Source organism: Streptomyces griseorubiginosus, from assembly GCF_001514195.1.
Lineage (GTDB): Bacteria > Actinomycetota > Actinomycetes > Streptomycetales > Streptomycetaceae > Streptomyces > Streptomyces griseorubiginosus.
The window spans coordinates 107,429-128,869 of record NZ_KQ948736.1 but is presented as its reverse complement, the minus strand read 5'-3'; the positions used below and the strand labels follow the sequence as shown (position 1 = coordinate 128,869).

17 protein-coding genes are annotated in these 21,441 nt (G+C 71.8%); 8 read left to right on the top strand and 9 right to left on the bottom strand.

Annotation, left to right across the window (positions count from 1 at the left end; all coding sequences use genetic code 11):
• Positions 1-240 precede the first annotated feature (240 nt).
• Complete coding sequence (locus AQJ54_RS13270) at positions 241-1,326, bottom strand: mechanosensitive ion channel family protein (protein WP_062237298.1); 1,086 nt, start codon at positions 1,324-1,326, stop codon at positions 241-243.
• 176 nt (positions 1,327-1,502) lie between these two features.
• Entirely contained in the window at positions 1,503-2,489 is a 987-nt protein-coding gene (locus tag AQJ54_RS13265) for a lysylphosphatidylglycerol synthase transmembrane domain-containing protein (RefSeq protein ID WP_162951979.1), read from the bottom strand.
• 150 nt (positions 2,490-2,639) lie between these two features.
• Here AQJ54_RS13265 and AQJ54_RS13260 point away from each other — a divergent pair, with 150 nt between their 5' ends.
• The gene (locus tag AQJ54_RS13260) at positions 2,640-4,571 is read left to right on the top strand and encodes an ABC transporter ATP-binding protein (protein WP_248845375.1); all 1,932 of its coding nucleotides are present in this window, start codon (positions 2,640-2,642) and stop codon (positions 4,569-4,571) included.
• A 55-nt stretch (positions 4,572-4,626) separates the two neighbouring features.
• On the opposite strand, the gene AQJ54_RS13255 is transcribed toward AQJ54_RS13260, so the two are convergent.
• The 6 genes from AQJ54_RS13255 to AQJ54_RS13230 all read right to left on the bottom strand — a co-directional run bounded on the left by AQJ54_RS13255 (position 4,627) and on the right by AQJ54_RS13230 (position 9,707).
• Complete coding sequence (locus tag AQJ54_RS13255; protein WP_062237296.1) at positions 4,627-5,196, bottom strand: hemerythrin domain-containing protein; 570 nt, start codon at positions 5,194-5,196, stop codon at positions 4,627-4,629.
• 1 nt (position 5,197) lies between these two features.
• A complete protein-coding gene (locus tag AQJ54_RS13250; protein WP_062237294.1) occupies positions 5,198-6,400 on the bottom strand; it encodes a hypothetical protein in 1,203 nt (400 codons plus the stop codon).
• A 152-nt stretch (positions 6,401-6,552) separates the two neighbouring features.
• Entirely contained in the window at positions 6,553-7,086 is a 534-nt protein-coding gene (locus tag AQJ54_RS13245) for a hypothetical protein (protein WP_062029521.1), read from the bottom strand.
• 47 nt (positions 7,087-7,133) lie between these two features.
• On the bottom strand, positions 7,134-7,796 hold the full coding sequence (locus AQJ54_RS13240; protein ID WP_062237292.1) for a hypothetical protein: 663 nt from the start codon (positions 7,794-7,796) through the stop codon (positions 7,134-7,136).
• Complete coding sequence (locus AQJ54_RS13235) at positions 7,793-8,515, bottom strand: YqjF family protein (protein ID WP_062237290.1); 723 nt, start codon at positions 8,513-8,515, stop codon at positions 7,793-7,795. The genes AQJ54_RS13240 and AQJ54_RS13235 overlap by 4 nt, the downstream gene beginning before the upstream one ends.
• Before the next feature lie 64 nt (positions 8,516-8,579).
• Positions 8,580-9,707 (bottom strand): hypothetical protein, encoded by a 1,128-nt coding sequence (locus tag AQJ54_RS13230; RefSeq protein WP_211278530.1) that lies wholly within the window; start codon positions 9,705-9,707, stop codon positions 8,580-8,582.
• A 140-nt stretch (positions 9,708-9,847) separates the two neighbouring features.
• On the opposite strand from AQJ54_RS13230, the gene uvrA reads away from it, so the two are divergent.
• Positions 9,848-12,316, top strand: coding sequence for an excinuclease ABC subunit UvrA (uvrA, locus tag AQJ54_RS13225; protein WP_062238590.1), 2,469 nt, complete (start codon positions 9,848-9,850; stop codon positions 12,314-12,316).
• 40 nt (positions 12,317-12,356) lie between these two features.
• Here uvrA and AQJ54_RS13220 read toward each other — a convergent pair whose 3' ends face one another.
• Positions 12,357-14,258, bottom strand: a complete 1,902-nt coding sequence (locus AQJ54_RS13220; protein ID WP_079069848.1) for a helix-turn-helix domain-containing protein — start codon at positions 14,256-14,258, stop codon at positions 12,357-12,359.
• Between the two features lie 230 nt (positions 14,259-14,488).
• Here AQJ54_RS13220 and dnaK point away from each other — a divergent pair, with 230 nt between their 5' ends.
• From dnaK to trxA, 6 genes are read left to right on the top strand one after another with little or no spacing between them, the layout of a single operon-like run.
• Positions 14,489-16,390, top strand: coding sequence for a molecular chaperone DnaK (gene dnaK, locus AQJ54_RS13215; protein WP_062237288.1), 1,902 nt, complete (start codon positions 14,489-14,491; stop codon positions 16,388-16,390).
• 8 nt (positions 16,391-16,398) lie between these two features.
• On the top strand, positions 16,399-17,001 hold the full coding sequence (locus tag AQJ54_RS13210) for a nucleotide exchange factor GrpE (protein ID WP_062237287.1): 603 nt from the start codon (positions 16,399-16,401) through the stop codon (positions 16,999-17,001).
• A gap of 6 nt (positions 17,002-17,007) precedes the next feature.
• A complete protein-coding gene (locus tag AQJ54_RS13205; RefSeq protein ID WP_062237285.1) occupies positions 17,008-17,961 on the top strand; it encodes a DnaJ C-terminal domain-containing protein in 954 nt (317 codons plus the stop codon).
• On the top strand, positions 17,958-18,365 hold the full coding sequence (locus AQJ54_RS13200; protein ID WP_062237283.1) for a chaperone modulator CbpM: 408 nt from the start codon (positions 17,958-17,960) through the stop codon (positions 18,363-18,365). Before AQJ54_RS13205 ends, AQJ54_RS13200 begins: the two co-directional genes overlap by 4 nt.
• Positions 18,356-20,995 carry an ATP-dependent chaperone ClpB gene (gene clpB / locus AQJ54_RS13195; protein WP_062237281.1) on the top strand — a complete coding sequence of 880 codons (2,640 nt, stop codon included), beginning with the start codon at positions 18,356-18,358 and terminating at the stop codon, positions 20,993-20,995. Before AQJ54_RS13200 ends, clpB begins: the two co-directional genes overlap by 10 nt.
• Positions 20,992-21,438: a thioredoxin gene (gene trxA / locus AQJ54_RS13190; protein WP_062237279.1), complete on the top strand. Its 447-nt coding sequence runs from the start codon at positions 20,992-20,994 to the stop codon at positions 21,436-21,438. The genes clpB and trxA overlap by 4 nt, the downstream gene beginning before the upstream one ends.
• The last annotated feature ends 3 nt before the right edge of the window (positions 21,439-21,441 follow it).

The following is a 21,441-nucleotide window of genomic DNA, read 5'->3' as shown; positions in this document are numbered from 1 at the left end:
CCCCCCCCCCCCCCCCCGCGCCGGGGCTCTCCGGCACCGACACCCCACGCACCCGCGCTGGGGCATCCGGTCGCCGTCCTCGCCCACGCCGTCCCTGCCGCGGCAGGTCATCACCCCCGGCCGAGCCCGACGCGCGGGGCACCCGGTTACCGCCCCCGCCCGAGCCGACCCACCCGACAACCGCCCCGAGCGCGCCACCGTCGACCCGCCCCAACACCGGTCCCGCGCCGGGCGCTTGACCTAGTCGAGCCGCCCCGGCGACACCGAGTCCGCCTCGTTCGTCGGCTCCCCGGTTCGCTGGTGCGGGATCGACACCGAACCCTGTTGGAGGGCCACCGTTCGTGTCGGGGCCGGGATGCGGATGCCCTCCTCGCGGTAGCGGCGGTGCAGTTGCTTGATGAACTCGTGCTTGATCCGGAACTGGTCGCTGAACTCACCGACGCCCAGGATCACGGTGAAGCCGATCCGGGAGTCCCCGAAGGTGTGGAAGCGCACCAGCGGTTCGTGTTCCGGGACCGCGCCCTCGACCCGGGTCATGACCTCCGTGACCACCTCGCAGGTGACCCGCTCCACGTGCTCGAGGTCGCTGTCGTAGGCCACCCCGACCTGGACCAGGATCGTCAACTGCTGCTCGGGACGCATGAAGTTGGTCATGTTCGTCTTGGCGAGCTCGCCGTTGGGGACGACGATCAGGTTGTTGGAGAGCGCCCGGACCGTGGTCTGACGCCAGTTGATGTCCTCGACGTAGCCCTCCTCCCCGCTGCTCAGCCGGATGTAGTCGCCGGGCTGAACGGTCTTGGACGCCAGGATGTGGATGCCCGCGAAGAGGTTGGCGAGGGTGTCCTGAAGGGCCAGCGCCACCGCGAGACCGCCGACACCCAGCGCGGTGAGCAGGGGCGCTATGGAGATGCCGAGGGTCTGGAGCACCACCAGGAAGCCGATCGCCAGGACCAGTACCCGGGTGATGTTGACGAAGATCGTGGCCGAACCGGCGACCCCCGAGCGGGACGTGGTGACCGTCCGCACCAGCCCGGCGACCAGCCGGGCCGCCGCCACCGTGACGACGAAGATCAGCAGCACGGTCAGCACCTGGTTGACTGTCCGCTGGACCGCCGACGTCAGCGGCAGGGCCGCCGCCGCGACCGCGACACCGCCCGCGATCGCCGCCGAGGGCACCACGGTCCGCAGCGCCGCCACGATCACGTCGTCACCGCCCCACTTGGTGCGGTCCGCGTGCTTGCCCAGCCACTTGAGCAGCATGCGCAGCAGGAACGCCGCCACGAGGCCCGCCGCCACGGCGATACCGGCGACGACCAGGTCGTCCATGGTGAGATCCCGTTTGAATGCCGTCACATTGCCACCTGTTCGAGAAGTGCGGAATTACGAGCGCGTCGGCCCCGTGCACACACGTTCCGTGGCCGACGCGACCGCTCATCCTGCCGTATCCGACACAGGAGTTCGTACCTGGCCAAGTCCCGGACCGCCTCGTTTCGGACGGTCGGTCAGATCACCTTCAGCCGCACCAACGCACCCAGCGTCAGCGCCCCCGGCACCAGCGGCACCCAGACCGTGATGATCCGGTAGGCGAGCACCACCGCCGTGGCCACGGCCGCCGGTCCGCCCGCCGCCACCAGCGCGACCACCAGGGCCGCCTCCACCGAGCCCACCCCGCCCGGCGTGGGCACCAGCGCCACCGCGCAGGTCGCCGCGAGGTAGGCGAGAGCCATGTGCACCGGCGGCACCGACAGCCCCAGCGCCTGCCCCACCGCGGCGAGCCCGGCCGCCTGAAGGGCGGGGAAGGCCAGCGCACCACCCCACAGGGCGAGGGCCCGGGACGGCCGGGAGTGCACCGAGCGTGCCTCGCACAGCGCGGTCCGCAGGAAGGAGCCGACGGCCGTACGGACCCGGCGGACCCCGGCGAGGACGCCCACCGCCACCACCACGACCGCGCCGAGCCCCAGCAGCAGCGGACCGACCGCCGCGTCCGGCAGCAGCGCACCGAGGTGCAGCGCGTCCGGGAAGGCGACGAACAGCGCGGCCAGCAGGGTGAGCCGGCCTACCGACTCCGCCAGCAGATACAGGGCCAGCGCCGCCGAGGAACGGGCGAGCGGCACCCCGCACACGGTCATGAAGCGCAGGTTGACGGCGCTCGCACCGAGGCCCGTCGGCAGCAGGTGGTTGGCCGCGCCCGCCGCGAACTGCGTGGCCAGCAGCCGCCGTCCGGGCAGCCGCTGCACCACGGCACCCTGCCGGGTGAAGGAGGCCGCCACCCAGGTCAGACAGGTGGTGCCGGCCGCGACGGCGAGCCACGGCCACTCGGCGTGCCGCAGATGCCCGAAACCCTCGGCGAGCACCGACCGGTGACGCACCGCCACGACGGTGACGAGCAGGAGCGGCAGCAGACACAGGATCTGGCGTGCACGAACATGGATACGGCGGACGGGGAAGCGCTGGAGAGGGCGTCCCGGGGGGAGTTCTACCGCGGTCACACCGGGAGACGTTCCACCCGCCGCGCCAACTGCGGGTTGCGGAAGCGGGGCCAGGGTCTTACGTGCGCTCATCGAATCCTTCGGTAGGACGGAACTGGTCCGGGCGTTGACCTCAACAACGCTTGAGGTCCTAGGTTCTCTCCCATGAGCATGGAGACCACAGCCTGGACACAGCTTCACAGTGTCATGAACGCCGAGCAGGAGCGCCGTCCGTTCGCCCGTGCGACGCTGCGCCGCATCGGCGCGTTCGCCCGCCCACATCGCACCCGTATCGCACGTTTCGTCCTGCTCGGGGTGGCGACCGCGCTGCTCGCCGTCGCCACGCCCGTGCTGGCCGGCAAGGTCGTGGACGCGATCGTGTCGGGCGACGACGAGGGCGAGGTCGTACGTCTGGCCCTGCTGATCGCGCTGATCGCGGTCGCCGAGGCGGCGCTCGGCATCCTCGCCCGGCGCCTGTCGGCCTCGCTCGGGGAGGGGCTCATCCTCGATCTGCGCACGGCTGTGTTCGATCATGTGCAGCGCATGCCGGTCGCGTTCTTCACACGCACTCGTACGGGAGCGCTCGTCTCCCGACTCAACAACGACGTCATCGGCGCCCAGCGCGCCTTCAGCAACACCCTGTCCGGCGTGGTCAGCAACCTGGTCACCCTGCTGCTGACCCTTGTGGTGATGCTCACCCTGTCCTGGCAGATCACCCTGCTCGCGCTCGCCCTGCTCCCCGTGTTCGTGATCCCGGCCCGCCGCATGGGCAGCCGGATGGCCCGGATGCAGCGGGAGGCGGCCACCCTGAACGCGGCCATGGGCACCCGGATGACCGAGCGCTTCTCCGCACCCGGCGCCACCCTGGTCAAACTGTTCGGCCGCCCCGAACAGGAGTCCGTGGAGTTCGCGGCCCGCGCCCGTCAGGTGGCCGACATCGGAGTGCGCACGGCCACCGCCCAGTCGGTGTTCATCACCGCCCTCACCCTGGTCTCCGCACTGGCCCTCGCCCTGGTCTACGGCCTCGGCGGCTGGTTCGCCCTGCGCGGCACCCTGGAACCCGGCGCCGTCGTCTCCCTCGCGCTGCTGCTGACCCGCATGTACGCCCCGCTCACCGCGCTGGCAGGCGCCCGGGTCGAGGTGATGAGCGCGCTGGTCAGCTTCGAGCGGGTCTTCGAGGTGCTGGACCTGAAGCCCCTGATCGAGGACAAGCCGGACGCCCGCGAGGTCCCCGAAGGCCCGGTCGCCGTCGAGTTCGACGACGTCCGCTTCGGCTACCCCTCCGCCGACAAGGTCTCCCTGGCCTCACTGGAGGAGGTCGCCTCCCTCGACACCCGCGGCGGCGCCGAGGTCCTGCACGGGATCTCCTTCCGCGCCGAACCCGGCCAGACCGTCGCGCTCGTCGGCTCGTCAGGCGCCGGCAAGTCGACCGTCGCCCAACTGCTGCCGCGCCTCTACGACGTCGACGAGGGTGCCGTCCGCATCGGCGGGGTCGACGTCCGCGACCTGACCGCGGGATCCCTGCGGGCGACCCTCGGCATGGTCACCCAGGACGGCCACCTCTTCCACGACACCGTCCGGGCCAACCTGCTGCTGGCCCGCCCCGTGGCGACCGAGGACGAGCTGTGGGACGCCCTGCGCCGCTCCCGCCTCGACGCCCTCGTACGGTCCCTGCCCGACGGCCTCGACACCGTGGTCGGCGAACGCGGCTACCGGCTCTCCGGCGGCGAACGCCAGCGCATGACCATCGCCCGGCTGCTCCTTGCCCGCCAGCGGGTCGTCATCCTGGACGAGGCCACCGCCCATCTGGACAACACCTCCGAGGCGGCCGTGCAGGAGGCGCTCACTGAGGCGCTGGAGGGCAGGACGGCGATCGTGATCGCCCACCGCCTGTCCACGGTCCGGGCGGCCGACCAGATCCTGGTGGTCGAGGACGGCCGGATCGTGGAGCGGGGGACGCACGAGGCACTGCTGGCCCTCGACGGGCGCTACGCGGAGCTGTACCGGACCCAGTTCGCCTCGCACGACTCCGCCTCGCACGACTCCGCCTTGCACGACTCTGCCTCGCACGACGGCGAGGTGTCGGAGGCTGCCGTGATCTAGCCGGTCGGCGGGAGGCACTGGTCGGCGACGTCCGGAACCCGCCCGCCCCGTGCCGTCAGCCGTCCTTGCCCATGGCCTTGCGCACGGCGTCCCGGGTGCGGTCGACCAAGGCCGTGACCGGTCCCAGGGTGAGGTTCTTGGCCGCGGACTCGGTCCCGGGGTGGGGACGGGTCGGGGCCACCGCCTCGGCGGCCCTCAGAGCGGTGGCCATGGAGGCGAGGCGGGCCTTGTCCGCGTGTCGGCGGACGTGGTTGAACTCGTACCGCTCCTCGGCGCGGGCGTGCCGCATCACGTCCAGCCGCAGCGTCCGGAGCTCGGGCAGGAACTTGGGGTCGTCGGCGTCCATCCCGTCGAGCCGGGAGAGCAGTTCCTTCGCCTCCCGCTCCTCGGCCAGCCGTTCGTCCGCCACCTTCCCGCCGTCCGGTACGGAGGTGCGGGTGAAGGGACGGATCACCTCCTCCTCGGCCGTCTCGTGGACGGCAAGCAGCCGGACCAGCTCGCGGAACGCCGCCCGGCGCTCGTCCCCGGCCGTCCCCTCCACCCGGTCGAAGAGATTGCGGATCTCGCCGTGCTGACGCATCAGCAGGGCCACCACGTCGGCGTCGCTCGCCGCGATCCCGGCCATGTCAGCTCCTCTCCCGCAAGGCGGCATCGGGGTGCTCGCCCTCCGTCTCGACGCGGTACTCGCGGCCGAACATCTCCCGGTGCTGCGCCATCACCTGCTCGCTGGGTGGCTCCTCGCCGCCGTGGATCTGCTCCTGCATCTTCTCGAACCGCTCGTGGGCGTCCCTGACATAGCCGGTGCCGAGGGTGGTCAGATCCATCTGGGTGTCCAGCAGACCCCGTACGAACTGCTTGTTCTCCTCGAAGGTCAGCACGTTCGGCAGCTCCGGGGCGAGGATCTCCCGCGGTTCCCGGCCGTCGTGACGGCGCATCAGATCGCAGGCGATCCGCAGGTGTTCGAGCTCCATGTTCAGATGCAGCTCCCAGACCGCCTTCACCTTGGGGTCGGGCTCCTGCTCCATGAAGGAGTGGTAGAGGTAGCACTCGTTGTACTCGTGGGTGACGAGCTGCTCCCACCACGACTCGCCCGGGTCGACCAGCGACTCGTAGTGCGTGACGTGCTCCTCCTCGATCAGCCCGATCTCCTGGTACAGCCGGCGGGCGATCGGCTCCATGTACTGGGGGCCGACGTTCATGTAGAAGTTCATGGTCTGCTGTTCCGCGGCCATGATCGTCAGCGCGTGCAGCCGGGAGAGCGGGTTGACCGTCGAACGGTCGTAGGGCTCGCGCACGTTGTCGGCGGGATGGCGGTGGTGGAACTTGGTCGGCCGTCCCGGCATCACCTCGGTGAGCCCGTCGACGATCGACTCCGCCTTGCGGTGCTCGATCATCTCGTAGAGGTTGGCGTAGCGGTACAGGTGGTCGAAGTCCTCCAGGACGCCGAACTCGTACGCCTGCTTCAGGTACGGGTCGGGTTCGTGGCGGGCGATCCAGCCGGTGAGGTCGACCGCGACCTGCTCGTAGGAGATCGTCGTCTCCAGGACCGAGGCGAGGCCGGGCAGCAGCCAGTTGACGACCTTCTGCTGCTGTTGCTCGATGTAACGCACCTGCGCCAGCTGCCGTTTGACGTCCGGGTCCGGACAGTGGCGGGCGAACTGGTGGCTGAAGAGGATCGCCTCGACCTCGATGCCGTTCATCGCGATGATGCGGCACTTGGTGTACGGGTCGCCGTGGTCGGGGTCGACCGGTTCGACGTCGAGCTCACGCCAGTTGCGCAGCTGACGGTCGAGGGGGATGCCTTGATGGTCCAGTGGGTTGAAGCCCATGGGTTCTCCTCGGCTGTGGGCCGGAGCGGAGCCGCGCGGGTACCCGGGGCAGGGCGGTGTAACCGGTGGGTGAAGAAGGTGCGGAGAAATCGTTCAGGCCGCCGAGAACCGATGCGACGGCCCTCGGCGGCCTGGCGTTCGGACAGCTTCCGCTACGACGGCTGCGGCGCCCCCGCCCCTTCCAGCAGCGCCGGCGCGGCCCTGCCGTGCAGGGAGTCGAGGGTCTCGATCTGCCGTTCCGCCCTGCGCAGCAGCTCCTCCAGACGGTCGGCGTGGAGGCGCGCGTCCTGTGCCGACGCGGCGAGCAGTCCGCGCCACAGGGCCGCCTTGCCCTGAACACCCAGCCGCAGCGCCTCCAGTTCGACCAGCAGCGAGAGCCCGGAGCGCCGCACCAGCCGTCCGTTGGGCTTCGCCCGTCCGGCCTTTTCCGCCAGCCAGGCCCCGTACACCTTGTAGTGCCGCACGGGTACGTCGAGGTCGGCGAGGAGGCGCACCAGGGCCTGCCGGTCCTGCGAGATCTCCTTGCGCAGGTTCTCCAGGGCCCCGCCGAAGGGGGACGCACGGTGCTCCTCGGCCGTACGGCGGGCCAGTTCCACGCCCGCCGTGGCCCCGGCCAGGTGGTCGTTGAGGTAGATCACCAGCCGCTTGTGCCGCGCCGAACCGTCCTGGGAGGTCGGTGCCGTCATGTTCGTGTTCCTCTCCGCCCGGGACGGATCCGCTCAGCCGTCTTCGCTCACCCGCCGGCGGCCGGGTACCCCCTCCAGGGGGCCTCACCCGGAGCCGGTTCCACCGTGGTCGTGACCCGGGTCAGGGAGGGCTGCCTCGGCACCGAGCCGAATCCGAAGCGCACCGGCGGCCGGACGGGTGCCACGGCACCCAGGTCCACGCCCTCGAAGACCGCCGACACCGCCCGGACCGGCCGCAGGTCCCGGGCGCCGTACCACTCGCGGCGACCCGCTCCCGCGCTGCCCCGGGTGCGTACGCCCGGCAGCAGGAGGCGGGCGGGGAGGGAGGTGAGCGCGCACCACGCGGGCCGCCGGGCGAGCACGCCGGGCACCGCGCACAGCAGGAGGCCCAGGAGTCCTCGGCGGCCGGTGGTGAAGCGCAGGTCGAGCGGGCCGGCGAGGACGCTCCACGTCTCGTCCGCGACCCGGACGTCGACCGGGACGACCAGGACCCGGTCGAAGACGTAGGTGCCGCCGACGAAGTCCGCCACCTCCCGCGTGGGAGCGAGCAGCAGCCGTTCCCCGTCCGGCCGCTCCACCATCACATCGCTGAACGGCCCGAACGGCGACCGCGGCCAGTGCCCCAGCACGATCCGGGTCCCGGAGGCCGTGCCCAGACCGGCGATCCAGCCGTCGAAGCGCAGTCGTCGGGGGCGTCGCGGACGGCTCATGCGGAGGCCGGCCGGGAAGCGCCCAGCCGGACGTGCGTGACGCCGGGGGAGAAGTGCACGACGGGCTCGCCGAGCGGGGCGGGCAGACCGGCGGCGCGGGTCAGCGTCTGCTCCAGCCCGTCGACGGCCGCGTCCGCCAGCGGCCAGGGTTCGTGTTCCACCGGTGTCTCCCAGATACGGCCCAGCCGACGGGTGTACGCCCGCCAGCGCGAGGTCAGCCACACGTCCCGCTCCGTCGGTCGCAGCGGATCGCCGGGCCGGACCCGGAGACGGTACGAGACCCGGCCGCCGACTCGCTTCCCGGCGTACGACACGGTGTCCCCGTCCCCGTCCCCTTCCCCGGTGACCCGCAGGGACCCCAGGTGGTACGGGGCGCCCACCGCACGCGCCGCCAGCATCACCGGGCTGGCCACGTCGATGGACAGGAACCAGATCCCGTCCCGCCCGTCCGCGCGCAGCACATAGGTGCGCAGGTTGGTCTCCGCGAAGGAGGGGAGCGCGGGCACCTTGGCGGGCAGGCCGACCGGGCGCACCGCGGCCATGACGAACGGCGTGAGACCCACCCAGGCCGCCCCCTCGTACACGTCCACGGCGAGTTCCGGCGGCAGCAGCGCCTGCACCGCCTGCGGCCGGAAGGGCCAGTGGACGAACGTCTGCCGGAGCCAGCGTGCCCGCACGGCCGCCACCCGCACCCGCTGCTCCGCTCCGTAGGCCACCACACCGGCCGGGTCCCCACCCCATGACCCCGGAAACGGACGGGTCACGGGGGCGCTGAGGGGAGCGCTAGCCGTCGGAGTCCTTCTCCAGCAGGCTGCGGCGTTCCTGTTCGCGTTTGGAGTAGGCGGCCGCCCGGATCGCCTCGTCGCTCTCCAGGCCGGAGCCCAGCGCGCCGCCCACCGTGGCGACCGAGGCGACGAACCAGGCCAGCGTCCAGTACTCCGTGGCCTGCAGCGGGGTCCGGGTCAGGGAGGCGAACAGCCGGTCGTTGAGGATGAACAGCGCCCAGACCAGGTTGACGACCGCCAGGCCCACGTAGCACGCGATCACCCCCAGACCCACGGTCACGACCGTCGAGGCGTTGTAGAGGGCCGCCCTCTTCCTCGCCTCCGGTGACACCTCGTCCGTTCGATGCCACAGATTCGCGTCCACGATCAGCCACCCGATCATCAGCGCGACCGACCCGACCATGGCGATCACCAGGCGTGGCGTGCTCAGGGCGGTGGCCAGGCTCCAGACGGTGGAGTTGACGGTGGCGACCGCCCCCGTGGCCAGCGCGGCCGCCAGGGCCTTCGACAGGCCGGGCACCAGACGCCAGGGCCGGTTGGCGCGGACCATGCCGCTGAGCACCTTCAGATAACCGCGCGGCCCACTGACGACGTACCGCAGATCGGCGATCTCCTCCTCGTCGACCCGGCCCTTACGGACGGGCGCGAGACGCCCGGTGAAGGGCGGTCGCAGCGGCTGACGTCCCCGCGGCTCCTCGCCGTCCTTTGTCCGCGCCCCCTCCAGGCTGAGCACCGCCTCCTCCACGGCCTGCCGGGCCCTTGTCCCCAGCCGGAGACCCCCCAGCGTGGGAAGGGACAGCAACGCCAAGCCGTGTTCGTGACTGAGATCCACCACGAGCTTGAACCCCTGCGAGTGCAGCGGAAGGTCGGTGAGCGCCACGACGACGTCCCAGTTCCCGTCGCACGCGCGATCCATGATCCGTTGCATCAGGGTGAGCGGGTCCTCGACCTCGGCGGTGAAGGGCTCGCTCACCACCGTGACGTCGAACCGCCGACCCCGGCCCGACCTCTCGGCGAGCCGGTCGGGAAGAACCCTGGCCATACGCCGCGCGATCTCCGTCGGCGCATCCGGGTCCGCCAGCAGAGCCACGACCACTACGTCCTCGTCCTGTGACGACACCCGCATGGCTCCTTCTCGTCGGCTGCCCCGCGCGACCGCGAGTGCCCACATCAGGCCCCGGGGTAACGCCGACGCCCGCGGACGTCCGAGTCGGGACCGGTGGCGGCGGTCGCGCGGTTTCCGGCGTGATCGGGTACTCGGGGACGATGAACCAGGACGCGACCGACCCCTTCGTGCATGTCCGGGGCGCCAGTGAGAACAACCTGCGCACCGTCGACGTCGACGTTCCACGGGACGCGATGGTCGCCTTCACCGGGGTCTCCGGTTCGGGCAAGTCCTCGCTCGCGTTCGGCACGCTCTACGCCGAGGCCCAGCGCCGCTACTTCGAGTCCGTGGCGCCGTACGCCCGAAGGCTGTTGCAGCAGGTCGGCGCACCGCACGTGCAGGAGATCACCGGACTGCCACCGGCCGTGGCGCTCCAGCAGCGGCGCGGGTCGCCCGGCTCGCGCTCGACGGTCGGCACCCTCACCACGCTGTCCAACCTGCTGCGCATGCTGTACTCCCGCGCCGGCACCTATCCGCCCGGGGCCGCACGGCTGGAGGCCGAGTCGTTCTCGCCCAACACCGCGGCCGGCGCCTGCCCGGAGTGCCACGGACTGGGGGTCGTGCACGACGTCGCCGAGGACCTGCTCGTCCCGGATCCGTCGCTGAGCATCCGCGAGGGGGCGATCGCCGCCTGGCCGGGGGCCTGGCAGGGTGCCAACCTGCGCAGTGTCGTGAACGGGCTGGGGATCGACATCGACCGGCCGTGGCGCAGGCTCAGGAAGAAGGACCGGGACTGGCTGCTGTACACGGACGAGCAGCCCTCCGTGTACGTCGAGCCGGAGGAGGACCGCGTCGACTACGGCTACCAGGGAAAGTTCTGGAGCGCCCGCAAGCACGTCATGCACGTCCTCGCCGACTCCAAGAGCGAGCGGATGCGCGAACGGGCGCTCCGGTTCGTCAGGAGCGTGCCCTGCCCCGCCTGCCACGGCAGCGGACTGCGGCCCGAGGCTCTCGCCGTGACCTTCGCCGGCCGTTCCGTCGCCGAGATCAACGCGATGCCGCTCACCGAGGTCGCGGCGCTGCTCCGGCCCGTCGCGGAGCGGTCCGAGGCCGACGCCACCACGACGACCGCCCGGTCCGGGGAGACCACCGAGGTCGCGGTCCGGATCTGCGGCGACCTGGTCGCGCGGATCGACGTACTGCTCGATCTGGGCCTCGGCTATCTCGGCCTCGGGCGCCGCTCGACGACCCTGTCGCCCGGCGAGGCGCAGCGCCTGCGGATCGCCACCCAGCTGCGCTCGGGCCTGTTCGGCGTCGTCTACGTCCTCGACGAACCCTCCGCGGGCCTGCACCCGGCCGACGCGGAACCCCTGCTGAAGGTGCTGGACCGCCTCAAGGCGGCGGGCAACTCACTGTTCGTCGTGGAGCACGACATGGACGTCGTACGGCGGGCGGACTGGGTCGTCGACATCGGCCCCGGCGCGGGCGAGGGCGGCGGACGCGTGCTGTACAGCGGCCCGGTCGCCGGTCTCGAACCGGTCGGGGAGTCGGCCACGAGCCAGTACCTGTTCGGGCGCGCCCAGCCGCTCGACCACCGCCCGCGCACCCCGCGGGGCCGACTGCACCTGCGCGGCGTCTCCCGCCACAATCTGCACGACGTCTCCGTCGACATACCGCTCTGCGTCCTTACGGCGGTGACGGGCGTGTCGGGTTCCGGGAAGTCGACGCTGGTGACACAGGTGCTCGCCGAGGTCGTCCGCGGCCACCTCGGACTCGCGCCCGAGGAGCCGGACGAGGCGCGGTGGGACGTCGACGTCCAGGAGACCTCCGGGGTCGAGTCGTTCGACAGGCTGGTCCTCGTCGACCAACGGCCCATCGGCCGCACCCCCCGGTCCAACCTGGCCACGTACACGGGGATGTTCGACGCGGTGCGCAAGCTGTACGCGGCCACGGACGAGGCCAGGGCACGCGGTTACTCGGCAGGCCGGTTCTCCTTCAACGTGCCCGAGGGCCGGTGCGAGACCTGCCAGGGCGAAGGGTTCGTCGCGGTGGAACTGCTGTTCCTGCCCGGCACGTACGCCCCCTGCCCGACCTGCGAGGGAGCCCGGTACAACGCCGAGACGCTGGAAGTCACCTACCAGGGCAGGAACATCGCGGACGTACTGGCGCTGTCCGTAGACGCCGCCGCCAAGTTCCTGTCCGCCGTCCCGGCCGCCTCCCGCAGTCTGGAGACGTTGCGCGAGGTGGGACTGGGCTACCTGCGGCTGGGCCAGCCCGCGACGGAGCTCAGCGGCGGCGAGGCGCAACGCATCAAGCTGGCGACCGAACTCCAGCGAGCCCGCCGCGGACACGCGCTGTACCTGCTCGACGAGCCCACGGCGGGGCTGCACCCCTCCGACATCGCGCTGCTGCTGCGACAGCTGCACCGGCTCGTCGACGCCGGCAACACGGTCGTCCTCGTCGAGCACGACCTGGACACCGTCGCCACCGCCGACTGGGTCATCGACCTGGGCCCCGGCGGCGGCGACGCGGGCGGCCGGGTCGTCGCGGCCGGCCCACCGGCCAAGGTGGCGGGGTCCCGCCGCAGCGCCACGGCGCCCTATCTCGCGGCGCGGCTGGGGCGGTCCTGACGACCGGAGGGAGAGACGCTGGGCAGCCCTGCCCGAGGCGTCAGTCCAGCCCGCCCAGCACGATCTTCCACACCCGGGTCGCCACCTGGAGGTTCAGCCGGTCCTCGACGTTCGCGAGGTCGTGACCGCTGATGTCGCGGATGCGCTGGAGCCGGTAGCGCAGAGTGCTGCGGTGGATCGCGAGGGAGTCGGCGGTCTCGTCGTAGTTGCCGCCGCAGTCGAAGTACCGGGACAGGGTCTCCACCATGGTCGCGTGATGCCGGGAGTCGTAGTCGATGAGCTGCCCGAGCCACTCCTGGACGAACCTCTCCAGTTCCCGGCGGCCGCTGCCGGGTCCCAGAATGCGGTAGAGACCGAGTTCGTCGAAGAACGACGTGCCGAAGCGCTCGCGGGAGTGGCGGCGCACGTCCAGGGCGCGCTGTGCCTCCTGGTAGTGGTGGGGGATGTCGTCCACGGCGTCGCAGGAGGCGCTCACTCCGATCGTCCCGGATCGTGTGCCGTTCTCCCGGGCGAGCGCCTCGTACAACGCGTGCGCGTGCGGCCGGTCGCCGGCGATGAGGACGACGTGGTCGGAGCGGCGGGTCAGCAGTGAGCGCATGCCCACCGCGGCGGCCACCCGCCCCACGCTCTGTGCGAAGGAGTCGTCCGTGGTCCGGTTCGACCACTGCACGGCGACGATGTAGTGACTGCCGTGCAGGTCGTGGCCGACCGCAGCCGACCGGGCGTAGGCGCTCGGTCCGTCCGTTCCGGTCAGGAGGTCGTCGGCCAGCTCGCGGCGCAGCCTCAGCTCCACCTCGGCCAGACTGCGCAGATGCGTCAGCTCCATGGCGAGCGCGGTGGCGGCGTGTCCGAGCGCGAGGACGGTGCGCTCGTCGGCCTCGTCGCGGGCGTCGACCAGGGCCAGCACGCCGAGGATCTCGCCGTGCGGGCGGATCAGGGTGACCAGCCGGTCCCCGATCCGCACCGGCCCGGTCTGACGGGCGACGGCGTGCAGCATGTCCTCCCGGCGCACAGGGTCCGGTTCGGGATACGGGACGGGGCAGCCGGGGCCGGTCCACGACGTCAGCCGGCCGAAACGGTCCTCGACCAGCGCGGGAAGCCCGGTGAGCCCGTGCAGTGCGCGGGTGACGGCCTCTTCGCCGCCACCCGAGGCGGCGACGTCGGCCATGAGCGCGTGGACGGCTCGCTCGTAGCCCAGCTCGGCCGCCACGGTGATCAGCTGCCGCTGGAGGACCGTGCGTTCCTCCCGCAGCCGGTGGAGTTCCAGCGCGTCCTTCCGCAGCTGGCGCAGCTCCAGGGCGTCCTTCCGCAGCTGGTGCAGCTCCAGCGCGTCCTTCCGCAGCTGGCGCAGCTCCAGCGTGTCCTTCCGCAGCTGGTGGAGTTCCAGCGCGTCCTCGTGCCGGCCGCGGCGTGCGACGGCGACCGACAGAGCGGCGGCGGTGTGCCGGATGAGCATGGCGAGCAGAGATCGCTCGGCCCGGGTGGGCCGGGAGACGGCCGTGACGACGAGGTAGCCGTGGAGCCCCGCGGGCCCGCGGAGCCCCAGAGCCCGGCCCCAGGGCATGCCCGCCACGATGACCTTGCCGTCCTGTCCGGCCAGCTCCCGGACCCTCCGGGCCACCGCCACGGCATGGGTCGGACCGTTTCCCGGGCTGGGTACCAGGTCGTGGCCCACCTTCAGGTACCCGGCCTCGGCGCTGTACGGGCCGGCGGCGACCAGGTGGTCCATGGCCAGGCGCAGAATCGCCCCTTCGTCCGAAGCGTCGAACAGGGCATGGGAGAGCGCCGCCAGTTCCTGGAGGGCACGGGCGGCCGGCGTGCGGACGGGCAGGCGGGACTTCTTGGGCGCGGTCGTGGCGTGCCGTCGGGCGCCCCCCTTCGGAAGGCTGCCCCTCCGGTCGGAGCGGCGGTGGTACAGGCGGTACGCCCGACTGCCGACCATGCGATCACTCCGTCCTCGGAGGCGAGCGGCTTCTCGCGTACCCGTTCCCGGGCCGCCCTACCCGAGAGGGGGTTCCCGGATCGACCTGCACGAGACACGCGCGGTGTGTCGGTCTCGTACTCGTGGGGCGACCGGGGCCGTGCGTTTCCGACCTGCCAGGGGCAGGCGTCGAGCCGGCCAGGTCGTCAGCCTGGGTAACGACGCAGGCGTCGCACCGGAAGGAGCTCCTCATGGCCAAGGCAGTGGGCATCGACCTGGGCACCACCAACTCGGTGATCGCCGTGTGGGAGGGAGGCGAGCCGTCCGTCGTGCCCAACAGCGAGGGCAACCGCACCACCCCGTCCGTGGTGGCCTTCACCGACACCGGCGAGCGTCTGGTGGGCCAGCTGGCCCGGCGCCAGGCGATCCTCAACCCGAAGGGCACCATCTACTCGGCCAAGCGGTTCATCGGCCGGCACTTCGACGAGATCTCCGCAGAGGCCAGGGCGGTGGCGTACGACGTCGTCGAGGGCGACGGCGGGGCGGCCCGCATCAAGGTGCGCGACAAGCTGTACGCGCCCGAGGAGATCAGCGCACAGGTGCTGCGCAAACTCGCCGACGACGCGTCCAGGCAGCTGGGGGAGCGGGTCACGGAGGCGGTCATCACGGTGCCCGCCTACTTCAACGACGCCCAGCGCACCGCCACCAAGGACGCCGGACGGATCGCCGGCCTCGAGGTGCTGCGGATCATCAACGAGCCGACGGCGGCCGCCCTCGCGTACGGCATGGACAAGAAGGAGCACGAGACCGTCCTCGTCTTCGACCTGGGCGGCGGCACCTTCGACGTGAGCATCCTCGACGTCGGCGACGGCGTGGTGGAGGTGCGCTCCACCGCCGGCGACAGCCACCTGGGCGGCGACGACTTCGACCGGCGTCTTGTGGACCACCTCGCGGACGACTTCCAGAAGGAGAACGGCATCGACCTGCGCAAGGACCCGCAGGCGCTGCAACGGCTGTTCGAGGCGGCGGAGAAGGCCAAGACCGAGCTCAGTTCGGTGACCCAGACGCAGGTCAGCCTGCCGTTCATCACCGCCGACGCCTCGGGCCCCAAGCACCTCACCGACTCGGTCATGCGGTCCACGTTCGAGCAGATCACCGGCGACCTGGTGGAGCGCTGCCTGGGACCGGTGCAGCAGGCGATGACCGACGCCAAGGTCGGCGAGAGCGACATCGACGAGGTCATCCTCGTCGGCGGTTCCACCCGCATCCCCGCCGTCCAGGCCCTGGTCCGCCGGCTGACCGGCGGCAAGGAACCCAACATGAGCGTCAACCCCGACGAGGTGGTGGCCCTGGGCGCCGCGATCCAGGCCGGGGTGCTCAAGGGCGAGGTCAAGGACGTCCTGCTGCTCGACGTCACACCTCTGTCCCTGGGCCTGGAGACGCGTGGTGGCGTCATGACGAAGATCATCGAGCGGAACACCACCATCCCGGTGCGCCGCAGCGAGACCTTCTCCACCGCCGAGGACAACCAGCCGGCCGTCGATGTCGTGGTCCTCCAGGGCGAGCGCGAGCGGGCCGCCGACAACCGGGTGCTGGGCCGGTTCCAGCTCACCGACATCCGCCCGGCGCCGCGGGGCGAACCGCAGATCGAGGTCACCTTCGACATCGACGCCAACGGCATCCTCAACGTCAAGGCCCGCGACCGGGACACCGGCAAGGAACAGGGCATCACCATCAGCGAGAGCTCCAACCTGGACCGCGGTGAGGTCGAGCGCATGGTCCAGGAGGCCGAGCGCAACCAGGGCCAGGACCAGGCGCTCCGCGAGGCCGTCGACGCCCGCAACGAACTCGACGCCGTCGCCTACCAGGTCGAGAAGCGCCTCGGCGAACTGGGCGACGCGGCGCCCGCGCACGAGAAGGCACGCGCCGAGCTGCTCGTGTCCGACGCCCGGGCGGCGGTCAAGGAAGAGGCGGGCGCGGAGCGCGTGCGGCCGCTGAGCTCCGAACTCCAGCAGGTGCTCGCCGGGCTGGCGGCCCATCAGGGCGGCTCCGCCCCGGGCGGTGGCCCCGGCCAGGGCGCGGCGGCGGAGGGTCCCCCGAGCGGCAGCGGCGGTGACGACGACGTCATCGACGCCGAGTTCGACAAGGGCTGAGGCACGCCATGCCCATCCACCCCCAGGAACCCGACCGGGCCGCCTCGGATCCGGGCGCACAGGTCCCGCACGGCGACGGCCTTCGCGGGGACCTGCCCCGACCGGAGCCGCCCCGGCCCGACGCGGCCGACGGCGGACCGGGCCCCGACGCCGCCGGCCCCGCGCCTGCCGAGGACGCATACACGACCGCGATCCAGGAACTGGAGGACCGCTGGCGGCGCGCGCTCGCAGACCTCGACAACCTGCGCAAACGCCACGCCAGGGAACTGGAGCGCGAGCGGACGGTCGAACGGTCCCGCACGGCGGCCGCCTTCCTGCCCGTCCTCGACAACCTCGAACTCGCCCTGACCCACGCGGGCGCCGACCCCGGCCCGATCGTGGCGGGCGTGCGGGCGGTACGCGACCAGGCGGTGAACGTCCTCGAACTGCTCGGCTACCCGCGGCACGCGGAGACCGGCGTCCCCTTCGACCCGGCCCGGCACGAGGTCGTCGGCGTCGTCCAGGACCCCGACGCCGCACCCGGCACCGTCGTGGAGGTGCTGCGCCCCGGCTACGGGGACGGCGAACGGCAGCTCAGGCCCGCCGCCGTGACCGTGGCGAAGCGGGAGTGACCGGCCATGGCACAGGACTTCTACGAGGTGCTGGGCGTGCCGCGGACCGCGAGCCAGGACGAGATCCAGCAGGCGTACCGCAAGCTCGCCCGCAAGTACCACCCCGACGTCAACAAGGACCCCGGGGCTGAGGAACGCTTCAAGGACCTCAATGAGGCCCACAGCGTCCTGTCCGATCCCAGGAGCCGGGCCCGCTACGACCGCTTCGGCGAGGACTTCCGCCAGATCCCCGAGGACTTCGACGAACGGGTCGCGGCCGGAGCGGGCGGCGGCTTCCGCGGCCGCAGGACCGCGGGCGCGGGCGGCCCGCGGGTGCGCTACAGCACCGGCTTCGGCGACGACTTCGGGGCGGAGGGCATCGACATCGAGGACCTGTTCGGCTCCATGTTCGGAGCCGGCGCCGTCCGGGGCGGCGTTCCCGGGGCGGACCAGGAGGCCGAACTGCCGCTCACCGTCGAGGAGGCGTACCAAGGTGGCAGGCGCACCGTCACCCTGGCCGGACCCGCCGGGCAGCCGCGACGGTACGAGGTCGACGTGCCGGCGGGCGTCACCGACGGGCAGCGCATCCGGCTGGCGGGCGAGGGCGGCCAGGGCCGCGGAGACGCAGCCGCCGGCGACCTGTATCTGCGGGTGAGCGTCCAGCCCCATCCCCGGTTCCGGCTGGACGGCCGCGACGTGCACGTCCAGGTCCCGGTCACCCCCTGGGAGGGAGCCCTGGGCGCGACCGTGCCGGTGCCCACGCCCGGCGGCGGCACGGCGAAGGTCACGGTGCCCGCGGGCTCGTCCAGCGGCCGGCGGCTGCGGCTGCGCGGCGAGGGCATGCCGAACCCCCGGGGCGCGAACGGCGACCTGTACGCCGAACTCCGCGTCATGGTGCCGCCCGAGCTCAGCGACCGGGAGCGCGAGCTGTTCGAGGAGCTCGCCGCCACTTCCTCGTTCGACCCCAGGAGGACGCGATGAACGACCGACCCGCGGGAGCGGGAGGCGGCGGCCGGACCGGTGTGGGCGCCCGTCCGGTACGAGCGGGCGCCGACATGACCGCCCCGACGGCCGTCCGGTACGCGCTCGTGCCCGTCCCCAGGCTCTCCCTGGCCACCGTGGCCCGTCGCTCGGGCCTCCACCCCGAGCTGATCCGCCGGTTCGTCGCCCTCGGCCTGGTCGACGCCGAGCGCGACTCCGCGGGGCACCTGGTGTTCGATCCCACGGCCCCGGCGGTGCTGGCCCGGATCCAGCGGCTGCGCTCCGGGCTCTGCCTCAACTACGCATCCATCGGCCTGGTGCTCGACCTGCTGGACCGCATCAGCCTGCTCGAATCCGCCCTGCGCGGCCGCGGCACGAGGAGGGAAACACCCCCATGGACATGAACCGTCTCACCCAGAAGTCCCAGGAAGCCCTCCAGGAGGCCCAGAGCGTGGCCGTCGGCCTGGGGCAGACCGAGGTCGACGGGGAGCACCTGCTGCTCGCGCTTCTCGATCAGGAGGACGGTCTGATCCCCCGCCTGCTGCAACAGGCCGGCGCCCGGCCGGAGGAGCTGCGCGCGGCCGTGCAGGGGGACCTCTCCCGCCGCCCGAAAGTCACCGGTCCCGGCGCGGCCCCCGGCCAGGTCTTCGTCACCCAGCGCCTGTCCCGCCTGCTCGACGCCGCCGAGCGGGAGGCCAAACGCCTCAAGGACGAGTACGTGTCCGTGGAGCACCTCCTGCTCGCCCTGGCCGAGGAGGGCTCGGCGACCGCCGCCGGACGCCTGCTCAAGGAGCACGGCGTGACCCGGGACTCGTTCCTGAGCGCGCTCACCCAGGTCCGCGGCAACCAGCGCGTCACCTCCGCCAACCCCGAAGTGGCCTATGAGGCACTGGAGAAGTACGGCCGCGATCTCGTCCTCGAGGCCCGGTCCGGACGGCTGGACCCGGTCATCGGCCGTGACGCGGAGATCCGCCGCGTCACCCAGATCCTCAGCCGCAAGACCAAGAACAACCCCGTCCTCATCGGCGATCCCGGCGTCGGCAAGACCGCCATCGTCGAGGGGCTGGCCCAGCGCATCGTCCGCGGCGACGTCCCCGAAGGACTGCGCGACAGGACGGTGTTCGCCCTCGACATGGGCTCCCTGGTCGCCGGCGCCAAGTACCGCGGCGAGTTCGAGGAACGCCTCAAGGCCGTGCTGTCCGAGGTGAAGGCCGCCCAGGGCCGCATCCTGCTCTTCGTCGACGAACTCCACACCGTCGTCGGCGCGGGCGCCGCCGAAGGGGCCATGGACGCGGGCAACATGCTCAAGCCGATGCTCGCCCGCGGTGAACTCCACATGATCGGCGCCACCACCCTCGACGAGTACCGCAAGCACATCGAGAAGGACGCCGCCCTCGAACGCCGCTTCCAGCAGGTCCTGGTCGACGAGCCGAGCGTGGAGGACACCATCTCCATCCTGCGCGGACTGCGCGAACGCCTGGAGGTCTTCCACGGCGTGAAGATCCAGGACACCGCACTGGTCTCCGCGGCCACCCTCAGCCACCGCTACATCACCGACCGGTTCCTGCCCGACAAGGCCATCGACCTCGTCGACGAGGCATGCGCCCGGCTGCGCACCGAGATCGACTCCATGCCCGCCGAACTCGACGAGATCACCCGCCGGGTGACCCGCCTGGAGATCGAGGAGGCGGCCCTGTCCAAGGAGACCGACGCCGCCAGCAAAGCCCGCCTGGAGGAACTGCGCAGGGAACTGGCCGACCTGCGCGGCGAGGCCGACGCCAAACACGCCCAGTGGGAGGCCGAGCGGCAGGCCATCCGCCGGGTGCAGGAGCTGCGCCAGGAACTGGAACAGGCCCGCCACGAGGCGGAGGAGGCCGAACGCGTCTACGACCTCAACCGCGCCGCCGAACTCCGCTACGGCCGACTCCAGGACCTGGAACGCCGGCTGGCGGCCGAGGAGGAGCAACTGGCCGCCAAACAGGGCCAGAACCGGTTGCTGCGCGAGGTCGTCACGGAGGAGGAGATCGCCCAGATCGTCGCCGCCTGGACCGGCGTCCCCGTGGCCCGTCTCCAGGAGGGCGAACGCGAGAAGCTGCTGCGCCTGGACGAGATCCTGCGCGAGCGGGTCATCGGCCAGGACGAGGCCGTCAAGCTCGTCGCCGACGCCATCATCCGTGCCCGCTCCGGCATCCGCGACCCGCGCCGCCCCATCGGCTCGTTCATCTTCCTCGGCCCCACCGGCGTCGGGAAGACCGAGCTGGCCAAGACCCTCGCGGCGGCCCTGTTCGACTCCGAGGAGAACATGGTCCGCCTCGACATGAGCGAGTACCAGGAGCGGCACACCGTCAGCCGGCTCATGGGCGCACCGCCCGGATACGTAGGCTACGAGGAAGGCGGCCAGCTCACCGAGGCCGTACGCCGCAAGCCGTACTCGGTCGTCCTGTTCGACGAGATCGAGAAGGCGCACACCGACGTCTTCAACACCCTCCTTCAGGTCCTCGACGACGGCCGCATCACCGACTCCCAGGGCCGTACCGTCGACTTCCGCAACACCGTGATCATCATGACGTCGAACATCGGCTCCGAGCACCTCCTCGACGGCGCCACCGCCGACGGCGAGATCAAGCCGGACGCCCGCGCCCTGGTGACGGGTGAGCTGCGCGGGCACTTCCGCCCGGAGTTCCTCAACCGCGTCGACGACATCGTGCTGTTCAAGCCGCTCGGCGAGCGGCAGATCGAGCGGATCGTGGAGCTTCAGTTCGACGAACTGCGCCGCCGCCTCGCCGAACGCCGCATCGCCGTCGAACTCACCGACTCCGCACGTGAGTTGATCGCCCACCAGGGCTACGACCCGGTGTACGGGGCCCGGCCGCTGCGCCGCTACATCTCCCACGAGGTCGAGACGATGGTCGGACGCGCCCTGCTGCGCGGGGACGTCCAGGACGGTGCGACGGTCCGCGTCGACGCCGCACACGGAGAGCTGGTGGTCACCTACGACCGGCCCGAGGACGTGAAGGGAGTGCGTGCCGCATGAGCACGACGCAGGCGACGACCGTCAGTTGTCCCCACTGCGGGCGCACCAACCGGGTGCCCGTGGCCGCCGAGGGCAGCCCCCGGTGCGGCCACTGCAAGCAGCCCCTGCCGTGGATGGTGGACGCCGGCGACGACGACTTCACCGAGGTCGCCGAGCGGGCCGACATCCCCGTCGTGGTCGACCTGTGGGCCACCTGGTGCGGACCCTGCCGCATGGTCAGCCCCGCACTGGAGAAGGTCGCCACCGACCTCGCCGGCCGCATCAAGCTCGTCAAGGTCGACACGGACAAGAACCCACGGCTGTCCCGGCGTTTCGAGATCCAGGCCGTACCGACCCTGCTGATCCTCGACCGGGGCGAGACACTCGCCCGGCAGGCGGGAGCGGCACCCGCCCCCGCGCTGCGCCGGTGGGTGGAACAGTCGATCACCGCCCGGAAAGGATGATCC